This window comes from Symbiobacterium thermophilum IAM 14863, from assembly GCF_000009905.1.
In the GTDB taxonomy this organism is placed as follows: domain Bacteria; phylum Bacillota; class Sulfobacillia; order Symbiobacteriales; family Symbiobacteriaceae; genus Symbiobacterium; species Symbiobacterium thermophilum.
This window is the reverse complement of record NC_006177.1, coordinates 3,468,025-3,483,905: the sequence shown is the minus strand read 5'-3', so window position 1 is coordinate 3,483,905 and position 15,881 is coordinate 3,468,025. Positions and strand designations below refer to the sequence as shown.

General features: G+C 67.1%; 11 protein-coding genes, 1 rRNA gene and 1 pseudogene. 12 read left to right on the top strand and 1 reads right to left on the bottom strand.

Going from position 1 to position 15,881, the window contains the following annotated elements:
• Positions 1–4 precede the first annotated feature (4 nt).
• The 9 genes and pseudogenes from STH_RS16255 (at position 5) to rsmI (ending at position 10,180) form a co-directional block, all read left to right on the top strand.
• Complete coding sequence (locus tag STH_RS16255; protein ID WP_011197375.1) at positions 5–2,272, top strand: thiamine pyrophosphate-dependent enzyme; 2,268 nt, start codon at positions 5–7, stop codon at positions 2,270–2,272.
• Between the two features lie 169 nt (positions 2,273–2,441).
• Complete coding sequence (locus tag STH_RS16250) at positions 2,442–3,473, top strand: DnaD domain-containing protein (RefSeq protein ID WP_011197374.1); 1,032 nt, start codon at positions 2,442–2,444, stop codon at positions 3,471–3,473.
• Entirely contained in the window at positions 3,442–4,455 is a 1,014-nt protein-coding gene (locus STH_RS16245; protein ID WP_207635389.1) for an ATP-binding protein, read from the top strand. The genes STH_RS16250 and STH_RS16245 overlap by 32 nt, the downstream gene beginning before the upstream one ends.
• 53 nt (positions 4,456–4,508) lie before the next feature.
• Positions 4,509–5,918, top strand: a complete 1,410-nt coding sequence (locus STH_RS16240) for an aminotransferase class I/II-fold pyridoxal phosphate-dependent enzyme (protein WP_011197372.1) — start codon at positions 4,509–4,511, stop codon at positions 5,916–5,918.
• Positions 5,919–5,924: 6 nt separating this feature from the next.
• A complete protein-coding gene (tmk, locus tag STH_RS16235) occupies positions 5,925–6,569 on the top strand; it encodes a dTMP kinase (protein WP_011197371.1) in 645 nt (214 codons plus the stop codon).
• Between the two features lie 21 nt (positions 6,570–6,590).
• Positions 6,591–6,920, top strand: a complete 330-nt coding sequence (locus STH_RS16230; protein ID WP_011197370.1) for a cyclic-di-AMP receptor — start codon at positions 6,591–6,593, stop codon at positions 6,918–6,920.
• A gap of 12 nt (positions 6,921–6,932) precedes the next feature.
• Positions 6,933–7,931: a DNA polymerase III subunit delta' gene (gene holB, locus STH_RS16225; protein ID WP_011197369.1), complete on the top strand. Its 999-nt coding sequence runs from the start codon at positions 6,933–6,935 to the stop codon at positions 7,929–7,931.
• A 101-nt stretch (positions 7,932–8,032) separates the two neighbouring features.
• Positions 8,033–8,716, top strand: a pseudogene (locus STH_RS19570) (PSP1 domain-containing protein); the annotation flags it as partial.
• Positions 8,717–9,352: 636 nt separating this feature from the next.
• Positions 9,353–10,180 carry a 16S rRNA (cytidine(1402)-2'-O)-methyltransferase gene (rsmI, locus tag STH_RS16215; protein WP_148205615.1) on the top strand — a complete coding sequence of 276 codons (828 nt, stop codon included), beginning with the start codon at positions 9,353–9,355 and terminating at the stop codon, positions 10,178–10,180.
• A 55-nt stretch (positions 10,181–10,235) separates the two neighbouring features.
• Here the strand turns inward: rsmI and STH_RS16210 are convergent, their stop codons facing one another.
• Positions 10,236–10,493 (bottom strand): AbrB/MazE/SpoVT family DNA-binding domain-containing protein, encoded by a 258-nt coding sequence (locus tag STH_RS16210; RefSeq protein ID WP_173355310.1) that lies wholly within the window; start codon positions 10,491–10,493, stop codon positions 10,236–10,238.
• 600 nt (positions 10,494–11,093) lie between these two features.
• On the opposite strand from STH_RS16210, the gene metG reads away from it, so the two are divergent.
• The 3 genes from metG to STH_RS16195 all read left to right on the top strand — a co-directional run bounded on the left by metG (position 11,094) and on the right by STH_RS16195 (position 15,780).
• Entirely contained in the window at positions 11,094–13,049 is a 1,956-nt protein-coding gene (gene metG / locus STH_RS16205; protein ID WP_011197365.1) for a methionine--tRNA ligase, read from the top strand.
• A 68-nt stretch (positions 13,050–13,117) separates the two neighbouring features.
• Entirely contained in the window at positions 13,118–13,894 is a 777-nt protein-coding gene (locus STH_RS16200) for a TatD family hydrolase (protein ID WP_011197364.1), read from the top strand.
• A gap of 321 nt (positions 13,895–14,215) precedes the next feature.
• A 16S ribosomal RNA gene (locus STH_RS16195) occupies positions 14,216–15,780 on the top strand.
• Positions 15,781–15,881: the final 101 nt, after the last annotated feature.

The following is a 15,881-nucleotide window of genomic DNA, read 5'->3' as shown; positions in this document are numbered from 1 at the left end:
GCCGATGGCACTGAAAGAGGAGCACCTGAGGGTTCAGAAGACCACGTTCAAGTCGGGCAATGAGATGGCCGCGCTGGCCGCAAGCCAGATCAACTTCCACCTGATGGGCTACTATCCCATCACGCCGTCCACCGAGATCGCCGAGTTCATCGACGAGATGCGGGTGGAGGGCGAGAACAACATCGTGATGATCGCCGGCGACGGCGAGCACGGCGCGGCGGGCATCTGCTACGGCGCGGCCGTGGCCGGCGGCCGGGTGTTCAACGCCACCTCGGCCAACGGCTACCTGTACGCCCTGGAGCAGATGCCGGTACAGTCGGGCACCCGCATGCCCATGGTGATGGATCTGGTCACCCGGTCGGTCTCCGGGCCGCTGGACATCCGCGGCGACCACTCCGATCTCTACTTTGCCCTGAACACGGGCTGGATCATCCTGTACGCGAACAACCCGCAGGAGGTCTACGACCTGCATCCCATTGCGGTCCGGGTCGGCGAGCACCCCGACGTGCGGCTGCCCGTGATCGTCGGCTTCGACGGCTTCTTCACCAGCCACCAGAAGCGGCGGGTCTCCTATTTCGAGGATCCGAAGGTGCTGCAGGAGTTCGTGGGGCCGCAGCCCGAGGGCTTCCCCCACGCCCTGGATCCCCGCAACCCGCAGACCTTCGGCCCGTATATGAACGATCCTGACCTGATCAACAACAAGTACCAGCTGCACCTGGCCATGGAGGCCGCCCGCCGGGTGATCCCCGAGATCTTCGCCGAGTGGGAGCGGATCTCCGGGCGCCGGCTGGAGATGGTCGAGGCGTACCGCATGGAGGACGCCGACGTCGCGCTGGTGCTCCTGGGCTCCGCGGCGGACACCGGCAAGCAGGTGGCCGACAAGCTGCGGGAGCAGGGCGTGCGCGCCGGCGTGGTGACCCTGCACGTGCTGCGGCCCTTCCCGGCGGCGGAGATCCGGCAGGTCCTGCGTGGCGTGTCCGCGGTGGTCATCGGGGAGCGGGCCGACTCCTACGGCTCGGGCGGCGGCAACCTCTCCCACGAGATCAAGTCCGCGCTGAAGGACGACCCGGACAACCGCACCCTCGTGGCCACCCGCATCTACGGCCTGGGCGGCAAGGACTTCTACCCGGCGGACGCCGAGGCGTTCTACGAGCTGGCCCTGGAGATGGCCCGCACCGGCCGGGTGGAAGTGCCCTTCGACTACCACGGCACCACCGCGGCCACCGAGACGCAGCCGCTGGAGGTGGTGCGGCCGCTGACCCGCGAGGAGCAGCAGTCGCCGGTGAAGGTCGAGGTCGTGGGTGACGAGCTGAAGGTCACCGTGCCGCCTCCCCGCCAGATGATGGGGATGCCCAAGCGCATCACGCCGGGCCACGGCGCCTGCCCGGGCTGCGGCATCTTCCCGGCCCTCGACAACTTCTTCCGGGCGCTCTCCGGTGACGTGGTGGTGCTCTTCCAGACCGGGTGCGCGATGGTGGTCACCACGGGCTACCCCTACTCGGCCCACCGGGTCACCTATATCCACAACCTGTTCCAGAACGGCGCCGCCACCCTCTCGGGTGTCGTGGAGATGTTCTACGAGAAGAAGCGCCGGGGCGAGATCGACGCCGGCGAGGACATCACCTTCGTGATGGTCACCGGCGACGGCGGCATGGACATCGGCATGGGCCCGGCGATCGGCGCCGCGCTGCGCAACCACCGGATGATCATCCTGGAGTACGACAACGAGGGCTATATGAACACCGGCTCGCAGCTGTCGTACTCCACCCCCATCGGCCACAAGACCGCGACGTCCAACGTCGGCCGCCTGGGCGGCGGCAAGACCTTCCACCACAAGGACACGCCGCAGATCATGGCCGCCTGCCACATCCCGTACGTCTTCACGGCCGTGGAGTCGCAGCCGCAGGATCTGTGGAAGAAGGCCGCCAAGGCGCAGTGGTACGCCAAGAACGTCGGCCTGGCGTATGGCAAGCTGCTGATCGCCTGCCCGCTCAACTGGCTCTCGGAGGACCGGATGGGCAGCAAGATCGTGCAGGCCGCGGTGGACTGCAACTTCTTCCCGCTCTACGAGGTGGAGCGGGGCAAGACCCGGCTCACGTACGATCCCGAGGCCAAGGGCAAGAAGATCCCCGTGGAAGAGTGGCTGAAGATGATGGGCAAGACCCGCCATCTGCTGAAGCCCGAGTTCGCCGAGGTGCTGGAGGAGTTCAAGCAGGAGGTCGACCGCCGCTTCCGCCGGATCAAGGCGATGAGCGAACATCCCGACCTGTAAGCCAATCAGCGAAAGGCCGCCGGCTGCATCCGGCGGCCTTTCGCACGCCCGGCGCCGCGCCCACAGGGCAGGAGTTTGCGCGGGCCACGGAGAAACTCGCGAGGCCGGAGGACCGCGCACCCTGCTCGGGCGCGCGGCCGGGCCGATTTCGGGGAAGGGGGGATGCCGGATGGCGCTCGGACCGGACGGGCCGGGTGAGTTCGGCTTTTTGGAGGCGATGATGAAGCGGGGCTTCGTCAGCATCCCCCGGATGCTCTTCGACTACACCCTGGATCTCGGTCTGGACTACGACCGGATCGGCAAGATCTTCACCGTGCTGGCCTGCGTGGGGGGGCCGGGAGAAAGCCCCTACACCGCCTACACGGTGACCCGGCGGAACACGCCCCGGGACTTCGATCAGGTCCGCACGCTGGTCCTGCAGATGGAAGAGGACATGATCACCCGCTGCGACCACGTGACGGAGAACGAGATCACCTTCTCGTTCGGCCCGCTCTTCGCCCGGCTGTTCGCCGTGTGGGAGGAGTACTGGCACGAACATCAGAAGGAGACGGCCCGCAAGGGGCCCCACCCGGCGGTGGCGCTGGCGGAGCGGATGCTGGGCCGGTCACTGTCCACCCGCGACGTGGGGTCCATCCTGGAATGGGTCGATGAGTACGGGTTCACCGTGGAGATGGTGGAGGCCGTCATTAAGGAAGGGTTCCGGCAGGGCGTCACCCGCATGAGTTACCTGAACTCGATCGCGCGCGAGTGGGCCGAGGCCGGGCTCGAGACCCCCGAGCAGGCAGAGGCGTACATCAAGGAGCATGAGAAGACCGCCGCCCGCTACAGGAGGGCGACGCAGGCCCTGGGCATCAAGCGGTCGCTGACCGCCGCGGAGCAGGCGATGATCGAGCGCTGGTACGAGGAGTGGGGGTTCGACGACGAGGTCATCCTCCAGGCCTGCGAGCAGGCGGCCGGCGCGAAGAACCCGCTCCAGTACACCAACAAGGTGCTGGAGCGCTGGCTGCAGGAAGGCATCCGCACGCGCGCGGATCTGGACCGCATGGTGGAGCAGAAGCGGAAGGCCGCGGCCGCCGGGTTGGATTCCGGCCGTTCCCCCCGCTCCGGCCGCAGGGGGTCCGGGCAGTCCAATGTGATCTTGAAGCGCGAGAAGAAGGATGATAGCTACTATGAGGTCGTCTTTAAGCGATTTGACGATTGAGCGGGCCAAGCGCCGGGAGGCCCGCATCCGGCAGCTGGTGCAGGAGCGGGACGAGCGGGAGGCGGCCATCTTCGCGCGCATCCCCCGGCTGGCGGAGATCAAGGCGCTGCAGGCGGAGATCGGCCTGGACCTGGCCCGGCTCTACCTGAAGCGGCCGACCCGCTTCAAGATGACCTTTGAGGAGCTCCGGGACTGGTCGCTCCGGCTGTCCCGGGAACGGGAGGAGCTGCTCCGGCAGCACGGCATCGATCCCCGGGAGCTGGAGGTGCACTGGGACTGCCCCAAGTGCCAGAACACCGGCTGGATCCGGGACACCGAGGCCGGCGAGACGGTCGCGCCCCCCCGCAAGTGCAGCTGCCTCATCCAGGAGGAGATCGAGGACCTCTACCGGGTGGCGGGGCTGACGGGTCCGCTCCGGGAGCATACCTTCGACCGGTTTGACCTCACGGTGTACCCTGCGGAGTGCCGCAAACACATGGCGGGGGTGCGCGACTACTGCCGCCGCTTCGCCGAGGCGGTGGCCGAGGGGCGGTGCCGGACCTCTCTGCTCCTGCAGGGGGCCGTGGGGCTGGGGAAGACCTTCCTGGCCTCGGCCATCGGCAACTACGTCATCGCCGCCCGCCGCAGCGTGCTCTACTTCACGCTGGCGGAGTTCGTCGACCTCATTCGCGCGGAGAAGTTTGAAGACGGGGAGGACGCCAGGGCCTCCGCCCAGTGGCTGCTGGAGGCCGACCTGGTCATCCTGGACGACCTGGGCGCCGAGAAGGTGACGGAGTTCGTGGCCCAGGAGCTGTTCAACCTCATCAACCTGCGGCTGAACCGGCAGATGCCCATGGTGGTTTCGACCAACCTGCGCGCCAGCGAGCTGTTCGACACCTACGGGGAGCGTATCGCCTCGCGGCTGCTCTACGGGTTTGAGGCGCTCACGCTGGAGGGAGAGGACGTGCGGCGGGTGCTGCGCCTGCGGGCGGGGGAACGGTGAACGGAGGTGTACTGCGGCGCACCGTCGAATACAGCCGTGAGGAGGGTGGCCCGATGGCGGAGGAGCAGGCCCGGACGCCGCTGTTTTCGGCGCTGAGGGAGTACGTTGCGCGGGTCCGGGCGCCGCTGCACGTGCCCGGGCACAAGATGGGACGCGCCGCGCCCTCGGCGTGGCGGGAGTTCCTGGGGCCGAATGCACTGGCGATCGACCTGACGGAGGCGCCGGGGCTGGACGACCTGCACGCGCCGGAGGGGGTCATCGCCGAGGCCCAGGAGCTGGCGGCCCGGGCGTTCGGCGCGTGGCGGAGTTATTTTCTGGTGGGCGGTACCACCGCCGGCCTGCACGCCCTCATCCTCGCCGCCTGCCATCCGGGAGAGGCGATCGCGGTGCCGCGCAACGCGCACCGCTCCGTGCTGGGCGCCCTGATTCTGGCCGGGGTCCGTCCTCACTGGGTGAGGGTGGCCTTCGACCCGGACCTGGGCATCGCCACGGGCCCGGTCCTCACGTCGCTGGAGGAGGCGCTTTCCGGCGCCGCGGCCGCGGTGCTGGTCCATCCCACGTATTACGGCATCGCCGGAGACACGGCCGCCGCGATCGACCTGATCCACCGCGCGGCCGTCCCGGCCCTGGTGGACGAGGCGCACGGCGCCCACTTCCCGTTCCACCCCGCGCTGCCGCCCTCGGCCCTGGAACTGGGCGCGGACGGCGTCGTGCAGTCGCTGCACAAGACCGGGGGCAGCCTGACCCAGTCGTCCCTGTGCCACCTGGGGCACGGCAGCCGCATCGCCCCCGAACGGCTGCAGGAGATGCTGCGGCTCGTGCAGTCCACAAGCCCGTCGTACCTGCTCATGGCTTCCCTGGACCTGGCCCGGCGCGAGCTGGCCCTCGGGGGCCGGGAGGCCTGGGGGCGGGCCCTGGAGCTGGCCCACGAGGCGAAACGGCGCATCGACGCCCTGCCCGGGCTCCGGGTGCGCCCCACCGACGACCCGACCAAGCTGCTCATCGACGTGCGGGGACGGTCCATTTCGGGCTTCCGGGCGGCGGAGCGGCTCTGGGAGGAGGCCGGCGTCGCCGTCGAGGCCTCCGGGCTGACCTACGTGCTCGCCGTGCTCTCGCCCGGGGACTCCCGGGAGCAGATCGACGCCCTGGTCGCGGGGCTGGAGCGGCTGTCCTCCGAGGGGGATGTCCCGGCCCTTCCGCCGGAGCCGCCCTGGCCCGAGGTGGTTCTGCCGCCGCGGGAGGCATACTTAGCCCGTAAGAAGGCGGTTCCGCTTCGCCAGGCCCGGGGGCGCATCGCGGCGGAGCTGGTGGCCCCGTACCCGCCGGGCATTCCGGTGGTGGCCCCGGGTGAGCGGCTGACGGCTGACGTGCTGGACTACCTCCGGCGCGCCGCCGATGCCGGCTGGCACCTTCAGGGCCCGGCAGACCCCGCGCTGCGAAGCATCCAGGTCGTGGAGGAGTGAACCGCGGTGTCGGTGTTCATCAGCTTCGAGGGGGTCGACGGCTCCGGCAAGTCGACCCAGATCCGGCTCCTGTTGCAGTACCTCGACGAGCAGAGCGTGCCGTACGTCTTCACCCGGGAGCCCGGCGGCACCCCGATCGCGGAGCAGATCCGCAGGGTCCTCCTCGACCCGGCGAACCGGGGGATGTCGGTGATCACGGAGGCCCTCCTGTTCGCGGCGGCCCGTGCCGAGCACGTGAGCCGTACGATCCGGCCGGCCCTGGAGGAGGGAAAGGTGGTCATCTGCGACCGCTTTGTCGACTCGTCCCTGGTGTACCAGGGGGTGGCCGGGGGGCTGCCCGTGGAGTTCCTGACGCAGATCAACGAGATGGCTACTGGCGCCCTGCGCCCGCATCGCACCATCGTGCTCGACCTGGCCCCCGAGGTGGCCCTGGCCAGGCGGACCGGGGAGGAGGCCGACCGGATCGAGCGCCAGTCCCGGGAGTACCACCAGCTGGTCCGGGAGGGCTACCTGGATCTGGCCCGGGCAGAGCCCCGGCGGGTGAAGGTGGTCGATGCGTCCAGGAGCGTAGAAGAAGTACAGAAGGATATTCGGCGGCTGGTGGAGGAGGTGCTGCCCCGCCGGTTTCGCGGGGCCGGGACCAGACCGTGAGCGAAAGGGGGGCGAACCCGGGTGAAACTGATCATCGCGATCGTTCAGGACAAGGATACGCACCGGCTGCTGTCGGCCCTGACCCAGGAGGGCTTCCGCGCCACCAAGCTCAGCTCGACCGGCGGCTTTCTGCGGGAGGGCAACACGACGCTTCTGATGGGCGTGGACGATGAAAAGGTGGAGGACATCCTGCGCATCATCAAGAGCACCTGCCGTGCGCGTGAGCAGCTGGTCACGCCGCTGTCGCCCATGGGCGGGCCCGCGGACTCGTACATTCCGTATCCGGTGGAGATCACCGTGGGCGGCGCCATCATCTTCGTGCTCCAGGTGGAGCGCTTCGAGCAGTTCTAGGAGGACACAGGCGTGACCTGGTCTGCGATTCGGGGTCAGCGCATGGCCGTGGACCTGCTGCGCCGGGCAGTGGCTGGCGGCAGAGTGGCTCACGCCTACCTGTTCGCGGGCCCGGCGGGGGTGGGCAAGCGGCTCGTCGCCCTTGAGCTGGCCCGCAGTCTCAACTGTCTCGAACCGCGGGCGGGGGAGGCCTGCGGCGCCTGCCGGTCATGTCTGAAGCTGTCGGCGGAGCCACCGGTCCATCCGGACGTGACGGTGGTCGAACCCGAGGGCCGGATGATCCGCACCGAGCAGATGCGGCAGGTGCAGAACGAGGTGTACGCCCGCCCGACGGAAGGGCGCTACAAAGTCGTCATCATCGACGGGGCCGAGCGCATGAACGCCGAGTCCGGCAACCGGCTCCTGAAGGTCCTGGAGGAGCCCCCGCCTTACGCCTGTTTCGTCCTGCTGACGACCAACGCGGCCGGCGTACTGCCGACCATCGTGTCCCGGTGCCAGATCGTCCACTTCTCGCCCCTGCCCGCGGAGGCGATCGCGGCCGTGCTGCAGGAAAAGGCCGGCATCGGCCCCGGCGAGGCCCGCCTGTTCGCCTCGCTCTCGGGTGGGTCGGTGGGGGCGGCCCTCGCGATGGCCGCCAACCCGGAGGTCGGCCGGCGTCGCGACGAGGCGCTCAGCCTGCTGTTGCGCCTCGGGGAGATGGACGACGCCGACCTGCTGGAGCAGGCGGCGGCGTGGGAAAAGGAGAAAGATCACCTGGAGGAGCGGCTGGAGATGGCTGCCTTCTGGCTGCGGGATGCCCTCCTGGTCGCCCGGGAGGCCCCGGAACGGCTGGTTGTCAACGCAGACCGGCTGCCGGAGGTGCGCACCCTGGCCGGCCGGTACGGTGGCGAGGGGCTGGTGGCGGCCCTGGAGAGCCTTTCCCGTGCGCGGGACGCCCTTCTCAGAAACGGCAACGCGCGGCTCGTGCTGGACGTGCTGATGCTGGATCTGCACGGCGCGGCCCGATTCTGAGCAGGATTCATTCTGAGCAGGATTCATTCCCAGGAGATCATAACGGAGAGGCCCCACGAGCGCATGATGGACGCTGCCGCGGGCAGCGAGGAGGTGACGGGGTGGTCTGTGTTGTAGGCGTGCGTTTCAAGCTGGCCGGGAAGGTATACTACTTCGATCCCGGTGAGCTGCCCGTCGCCCAGGGAGATCGGGTCATTGTGGAGACGGTCAGGGGGGTGGAGTACGGCGAGGTCGTCGTCGGGCCCAAGATGGTGCCGGAGGACGAGGTCGTGCAGCCCCTGAAAAAGGTGATTCGCATCGGGAACGACCGGGATGCGCAGATCGCGGAGGCGAACAAGCGCAAGGAGAAGGACGCCTTTGCGATCGCCCTCCAGAAGATCGAGGCCCACAATCTGGACATGTACCTGGTCGACGTTGAATATACATTTGATGGCTCGAAGATCATCTTCTACTTCACCGCCGAGGGGCGGGTTGACTTCCGTGAACTGGTGCGGGACCTGGCCTCGGTATTCCGCACCCGCATCGAGATGCGGCAGATCGGTGTGCGCGACGAAGCCAAACTGCTGGGGGGCATCGGCCCCTGCGGCCGGGTGCTCTGCTGCACCAGCTTCCTCGGCGAGTTCGCGCCGGTCTCCATCCGGATGGCCAAGGATCAGAACCTCTCGCTGAACCCGTCGAAGATCTCCGGGCTCTGCGGGAGGCTGATGTGCTGCCTGCGGTTCGAGCAGGAAACCTACGAGGCGGCCAAGAAGGACCCAACCCTTGCTCCTGCGTACGTACCGCCGCCGCTGCCTGACCCTGAGCCGGAGGAGATGCCTGAGGTCGAGTGGCTGACGGAGCCGGCCGCTCCGGTGCCGGCCGAGGCGGTCCAGCCGGGCGCCGGCGACCGGGCGCGGATCGCCGGGGCCCGGGAGGACGAGAGGCCCTCGAGGCGGGAGCGCGGCCGTAACCGTGGCGAGGGAACGCAGGAAGGTAACGCTGTCGCCCAGGATGAGACCGCCGAGGCCGGCAGCGCCGGTGGCGAGCGCAAGAGCCGGCGGCGGGCGAGGCGGCGGTCGAAGCGGCAGCAGCCGCGGGTGGACGACAGCCGCCAAGAGCGTAGCCAGGCCGGGGGCAACCGGGAAGAGCAGGGCCGGGCCGAAGCCGGCCGGGGTGACCATGGCCGGCGGGACGGCAGCCAGGCCGGGGAGCAGTCCCGTCGGCGCGGCCACGGCGCCCGGGAGGGCGGCGAGCCGCACGGTGAGGCAGCAAGCGCCGAACGTCCCGCGCGCAGCGCGCACCGGCGTCGCCGCAGGCGGAGACCGGCCGCGGCGGTGGGCGGCGCCGCAGGCGGGACGGCATCAGACGGCGGTGCGCCCGCGGCCGGCGAGGCCGGCGGCTAACCTACGGGAGGACGGCAGGACGTGGCGGGCACGCTCTAGATCGTCGGCACGCCGATCGGGAACCTGGAGGACGTCACGCACCGGGCCCTGCGCATCCTGCGGTCGGTCTCCGTGATCGCCTGCGAGGACACGCGGGAGACCCGCAAGCTGCTGCAGCACTTCCAGATCGACACGCCGACCACCAGCTACCACGAACACAACAAGCGCAAGGCGGGACCGGCCCTGATCCGCCGGCTGCTGGACGGCGAGGACGTTGCACTGGTGTCCGACGCCGGGATGCCGGCCATCTCCGACCCCGGGGAGGAGCTGGTGCGCAGCGCCCTGGACGCCGGGATTCCGGTCGTGCCCGTTCCGGGCCCCACCGCGTTGGTGACGGCCCTGGTCGCGTCGGGCCTGCCTACCGGCCGCTTTGCGTTCGAGGGGTTCCTGCCCCATAAGGGCCGAGAGCGCAGGCGCGCCCTGGAGCGGCTCAAGGACGAGGAGCGCACCCTGATCCTCTACGAGGCCCCGCACCGGCTGCTGGAGACGCTCCATGACCTGCGGGAGACGCTGGGCGACCGGCCGATGACCGCCGCACGTGAGTTGACGAAACTCCACGAGGAGTACGTGCGGGGCACTGTCTCGCAGGTGATCGACCATTTCAACCGCAACGCCCCGCGCGGCGAGTTCGTCCTCGTGGTGCAGGGGGCCGAGGCGGAAGCCCCCGTCGCCGGAGCCCCGGATCCGGCGCTTCTTGCCGGAGAGGTTGCGGCCTTCGTGGCGCAGGGGATGGACCGCAAGCTGGCCATGAAGGAGGTGGCCCAGCGGTTCGGGGTCTCCCGCAAGGCCGTCTACCAGGCCCTGCTGGATGCGAAGGATGAGAAGTAAGAAATAACAAAAGCACTCCGCCGCGCGGAGTGCTTTAGCTTTCCCTGCGAGTGGTCTAACCGACCTGATGGGCACGCTCAGCCATGGAGGCAAGGCAGGACTGGCACACGTTTTTCCCCTTGAAGTTTTCCACATTGGCAGCGTTACCGCAGAAGACGCACGCCGGCTCATACTTGCGCAGGATGATCTTATCCCCGTCCACGTAGATCTCGAGGGAGTCCTTCTCCTCGATATTCAACGTACGGCGGAGTTCGATCGGAATCACGACCCGGCCGAGTTCGTCTACCTTCCGGACAATTCCCGTGGACTTCATCATATGGCGCATTCCCTCCTTGCGTCCAGGGGCTGCGAAAGCTCATCACCGATGATAACAGTTATGGCAGAAATAGTCAAGCCAATGCTCTAACGTGACCCAGGGCACATTCGGACGGTTACAGAATCAAGGGCTGTCAGCCCGCTTATGACAACCATAACCGGAGGGAGCGTCCCAAGTCAAGGGGCGATTGGACATTTTCTCCAGCGGATACAGCAGTTAGCAGCGAGGCGAGGGGGGCTCTTGACAGCGTTCTGGCAGTCGCCTATACTATGGCCATTCAAACGCGATGAAAGAGATGAGTAGGGTCTGAGGTCCCCACAGCGAGCCGGGGGCGGTGGAAGCCGGCGGCGACCGAGACGGCCTGAACATGGCTCTGGAGCGGCCGGCCGAAGGTTCGTCCGAACTGCGTAGGCTGGGACGGGGGGCTCCCGTTACAGGGCCAGGATATCGGCCGTGCAGCATGGCCTGTATCCGCACGAGGTCCGGCGTGGGCCGGACGAATAAGGGTGGTACCACGGGGTGCATGCCTCGTCCCTTGCACAGGGGGACGAGGCTTCTTGCGTTTACGGGGCAAGCTTTGTCGAGGAGGGGTTCCGCATGACCAGGTTCTACATCACGACGCCCATCTACTACCCCAGCAGCAAGCTGCACATCGGCCACTCTTACACGACCGTGGCCGCGGACGCGCTGGCGCGCTACCACCGCCGGCTGGGGCATGAGACGTACTTCCTGACCGGCACGGACGAGCACGGTCAGAAGATCGAGCGGGCGGCCCTTGCCGAGGGGAAGACCCCGATCCAGTTCGTGGACGAGATTGTGGCCGGCATCAAGGAACTCTGGGCAGCCCTGCACATCTCCTACGACGACTTCATCCGCACCACCGAGGAGCGGCACAAGAAGGTCGTGCAGAAGATCTTCAAGCAGCTGTACGACCAGGGCGACATCTACAAGTCCTCGTACGAGGGCTGGTACTGTACGCCGTGTGAGACGTTCTGGATCGAGAGCAAGCTGAAGGAGGGCAACCTCTGCCCGGACTGCGGCCGTCCGGTGGAGTGGACCAAGGACGAGAGCTATTTCTTCCGCCTCTCCAAGTACGCGGACCGGCTGCTGCGGTACATTGAGGAGACCGACTTCATCCAGCCCGCGTCCCGCAAGAACGAGATGATCTCGTTCATCAACCAGGGGCTGGAGGACCTCTGCGTCTCCCGCAGCACGGTGCGTTGGGGCATTCCGGTGCCCTTCGATGAGAAGCAGACGATCTACGTCTGGATCGACGCCCTCTCCAACTACATCTCCGCCCTGGGCTGGGGCACGGAGAACGACGAACTGTACCGGAAGTTCTGGCCGGCCGACGTGCACCTGGTGGGTAAGGAGATCGTGCGGTTCCACACCATCATCTGGCCGTGCATCCTGATGGCGCTGGGCCTGCCGCTGCCCAAGAAGGTCTTCGGCCACGGCTGGCTGCTGTTCGGCACCCAGGCCGAGAAGATGTCCAAGTCCAAGGGCAACGTGGTGGATCCCTTCGTCCTCATCGACCGGTACGGTGTGGACGCCGTCCGGTACTACCTGCTGCGGGAGGTGCCCTTCGGCGCGGACGGCACCTACACCGAAGAGGCGTTCATCCTGCGCACCAACAACGACCTGGCCAACGACCTGGGCAACCTGCTTTCCCGCACGACGCAGATGATCAACAAGTTCAGCGACGGCCGGGTCCCCGAGCCCGATCCGGCGAGCGACGACCGGATCCTGTCCGACCTGGCCGCCCAGGTGCTCCGGGAGTTCCAGGAGGCCATGGATCGGCTGGAGATCTCCTCGGCGCTGGTTGCCCTGTGGAAGCTGGTGGATCGGGCAAACAAGTATATTGACGAGCAGGCGCCCTGGGCCCTGGCGCGGGATCCCGGCAGGGCCGGCCAGCTCCGCACGGTGCTGTACAACCTTGCCGAGACGCTGCGCCTGCTCGGGGTGGCGCTCACGCCGTTCCTGGTCCAGACGCCGGAGCGGATCTGGGACCAGCTCGGCCTGGAGCCCGCACAGGTGCGGACGCTCCCCTGGGAGGAGGCGGTCGCCTGGGGCGGCCTGAAGCCCGGCACCGTGATCCGCCGGGGCAGCCCGCTGTTCCCGCGCATCGAGCTGCCGAAGGAGAACGGCGACTCGGTTGCGAAGGAGGGCAAGGCGCAGTCCGGCGAGCCCGCCGCCGGGGCCGCTCAGCCGACGGAGGGCGTGGCGGAGATCGAATACGACGACTTCGCCAAGGTGGAGCTGAAGGTCGCGGAGGTCGTGGAGGCCGAACGGATTCCCAAGGCCGACCGGCTGCTCCGCCTCGTCCTCCAGGTGGGCGAGGAGCGCCGGCAGATCGTCTCCGGCATCGCGCAGCACTACGCGCCGGAGGAGCTGGTCGGCAAGCGGATCATCCTGGTGGCCAACCTGAAGCCGAAGAAGCTTCGCGGGGTCGAATCCCACGGCATGCTGCTGGCCGCCACCGCGGAGGACGGAAGCCTCAGCCTGGTCACGCTCGACAAGCCGGACTTCCCCACCGGGATGCGCGTGAAGTAGGTCAAATCCAGTCTCCCCGGGCGCCTCGCAGCGGCGCCCGGGGAGATGAACTGAGAGAGGGACGCGGCATGTTGTTCAACACGCATTCGCACGTGGACACGGGGCGCCAGTTCGCTGTAGACCGCGACGAGGTGGTCGCTCGGGCGCGGGAGATGGGCGTCAGCCAGCTGATGGTGATCGGGTTTGAGCGGGCGCTGATTCCGGTGACGCTGGCCTTTGCCGAGCGGCATGACTGGGTGTGGGCGGCGGTGGGCATCCATCCCACCAGTGCGCTGGAATGGGGCCCCGATGCCGAGCGTGAGCTGCGCGAAGCGGCGAGGAGTCCCAAGGTAAGGGCCATCGGCGAGGTGGGCCTCGACTACTACTGGAAGGACAAGGCGCCCTTCGAGGTGCAGAGGGATGTCTTCCGGCAGCAGATTCGTCTGGCCCGGGATCTGGGGCTGCCGCTGGTCATTCATAACCGCGACGCGCACGAGGACGTGGTGCGGATCCTCGAGGAGGAGGGCGCGGACGAGGTCGGCGGCATCATGCACTGCTTTTCCGGCGACTGGGAGATGGCAGAGCGGTGTCTTGCGCTGAACTTCTACATCGGGATCGGCGGCACGGTGACGTACAAGAACAACCCGGTCGGCCGCGAGGTGGCGCAGCGGCTGCCGCTGGATCGCATCGTGCTGGAGACCGACGATCCGTACCTCGCGCCGGTGCCGTACCGGGGCAAGCGGAACGAGCCCGGGTACGTGCGCATCGTGGCGGAGTTCGTGGCCGAGCTGCGCGGCCTCACGCTGGAGGCGATCGCCGAGGCGACGATGGCCAACGCGCGCCGTGCGCTCCGCCTGGATGCGTAAAGGGTCGGAACATTGCTCTGTGTTGACGGACCGCCCGGCAGTGGCTATACTAACATCTTGCCGGGCGGCGCGGATCCCCAGCAACTGGGCGATTGACGCGGGCCCGTGTACATGGTAAGATGCAGTCTTGCCGCCCACCGGCGGCGCAGCTCACGGCGGAAACGGCTGACTGGAACGAACTGGCCTGTTGACACGAAGCCGGGAGATTGCTAAACTGGTGAAGCTGTCGCCTGACGGCAGCGGATCTCGAACCTTGAAAACTGGACAGTGCAGAGAGGGAAGCCGAGCGAGCCGGTATTCCAAGGAGCCAACATCAAGCTTTCCACGGAGAGTTTGATCCTGGCTCAGGACGAACGCTGGCGGCGTGCCTAAGACATGCAAGTCGAGCGGGGTTTCAGGGCTTCGGTCCTGAGACCCAGCGGCGGACGGGTGAGTAACACGTGGATAACCTGCCCTCTGCTCTGGGATAACAGGCCGAAAGGCCTGCTAATACCGGATAAGCTCACGGACCCGCATGGGTTTGGGAGAAAAGGCGCTGGAGTCAGTGGCGCTGGCAGAGGAGGGGTCCGCGGCCCATTAGCTGGTTGGCGGGGTAACGGCCCACCAAGGCGACGATGGGTAGCCGGCCTGAGAGGGCGACCGGCCACACTGGGACTGAGACACGGCCCAGACTCCTACGGGAGGCAGCAGTCGGGAATTTTGCACAATGGCCGAAAGGCTGATGCAGCAACGCCGCGTGAGCGAAGAAGGCCTTCGGGTTGTAAAGCTCTGTTGCCTGCGAAGAAGGGCCCTGTCAGGAAATGGGCGGGGTTTGACGGTAGCAGGCGAGGAAGCCCCGGCAAACTACGTGCCAGCAGCCGCGGTAATACGTAGGGGGCGAGCGTTGTCCGGAATTACTGGGCGTAAAGGGCGTGTAGGCGGCCTGTTAAGTCAGGGGTGAAAGACCGGGGCTCAACCCCGGGGGTGCCTCTGAAACTGGCGGGCTTGAGTGCTCTAGAGGGCAGTGGAATTCCCGGTGTAGCAGTGAAATGCGTAGAGATCGGGAGGAACACCAGTGGCGAAGGCGGCTGCCTGGGGAGTCACTGACGCTGAGGCGCGAAAGCTAGGGGAGCAAACAGGATTAGATACCCTGGTAGTCCTAGCCGTAAACGATGAGCGCTATGTGTGAGGGGTATCGACCCCCCTCGTGCAGTAGCTAACGCATTAAGCGCTCCGCCTGGGGAGTACGGCCGCAAGGTTGAAACTCAAAGGAATTGACGGGGGCCCGCACAAGCAGCGGAGCATGTGGTTTAATTCGAAGCAACGCGTAGAACCTTACCAGGGCTTGACATCCACCGAATCCTGCAGAGATGCGGGAGTGCCTCTCTAATGAGAGGAACGGTGAGACAGGTGGTGCATGGTTGTCGTCAGCTCGTGTCGTGAGATGTTGGGTTAAGTCCCGCAACGAGCGCAACCCCTGTCGCATGTTGCCAGCGGGTAAAGCCGGGCACTCATGCGAGACTGCCGGTGACAAACCGGAGGAAGGTGGGGATGACGTCAAATCATCATGCCCCTTATGTCCTGGGCTACACACGTGCTACAATGGCCGTCACAGAGCGAGCCGAACCTGCGAGGGGGAGGGAATCGCAAAAGGCGGTCTCAGTTCGGATCGCAGGCTGCAACTCGCCTGCGTGAAGTCGGAGTTGCTAGTAATCGCGGATCAGCATGCCGCGGTGAATACGTTCCCGGGCCTTGTACACACCGCCCGTCACACCATGGGAGCTGGCAACACCCGAAGTCGGTGAGCTAACCCGCAAGGGAGGCAGCCGCCGAAGGTGGGGCCGGTGACTGGGGTGAAGTCGTAACAAGGTAGCCGTATCGGAAGGTGCGGCTGGATCACCTCCTTTCTAAGGAGACAGCTTCCCCGGAAAGGGGGAAGGACTCCTAGGTCGATCCTCGGCCTGCGGAAGCGGGTCGAGGCAAGCTGACGGCTTGCAAGGCGACCGAT

Coding starts and splice junctions, on each gene's coding strand:
- STH_RS16255 (WP_011197375.1), top strand. CDS start 5: ATGGCACTGAAAGAGGAGCACCTGAGGGTTCAGAAGACCACGTTCAAG.
- STH_RS16250 (WP_011197374.1), top strand. CDS start 2,442: ATGGCGCTCGGACCGGACGGGCCGGGTGAGTTCGGCTTTTTGGAGGCG.
- STH_RS16245 (WP_207635389.1), top strand. CDS start 3,442: ATGAGGTCGTCTTTAAGCGATTTGACGATTGAGCGGGCCAAGCGCCGG.
- STH_RS16240 (WP_011197372.1), top strand. CDS start 4,509: ATGGCGGAGGAGCAGGCCCGGACGCCGCTGTTTTCGGCGCTGAGGGAG.
- STH_RS16210 (WP_173355310.1), bottom strand. CDS start 10,493: ATGAAGTCCACGGGAATTGTCCGGAAGGTAGACGAACTCGGCCGGGTC.
- metG (WP_011197365.1), top strand. CDS start 11,094: ATGACCAGGTTCTACATCACGACGCCCATCTACTACCCCAGCAGCAAG.
- STH_RS16200 (WP_011197364.1), top strand. CDS start 13,118: ATGTTGTTCAACACGCATTCGCACGTGGACACGGGGCGCCAGTTCGCT.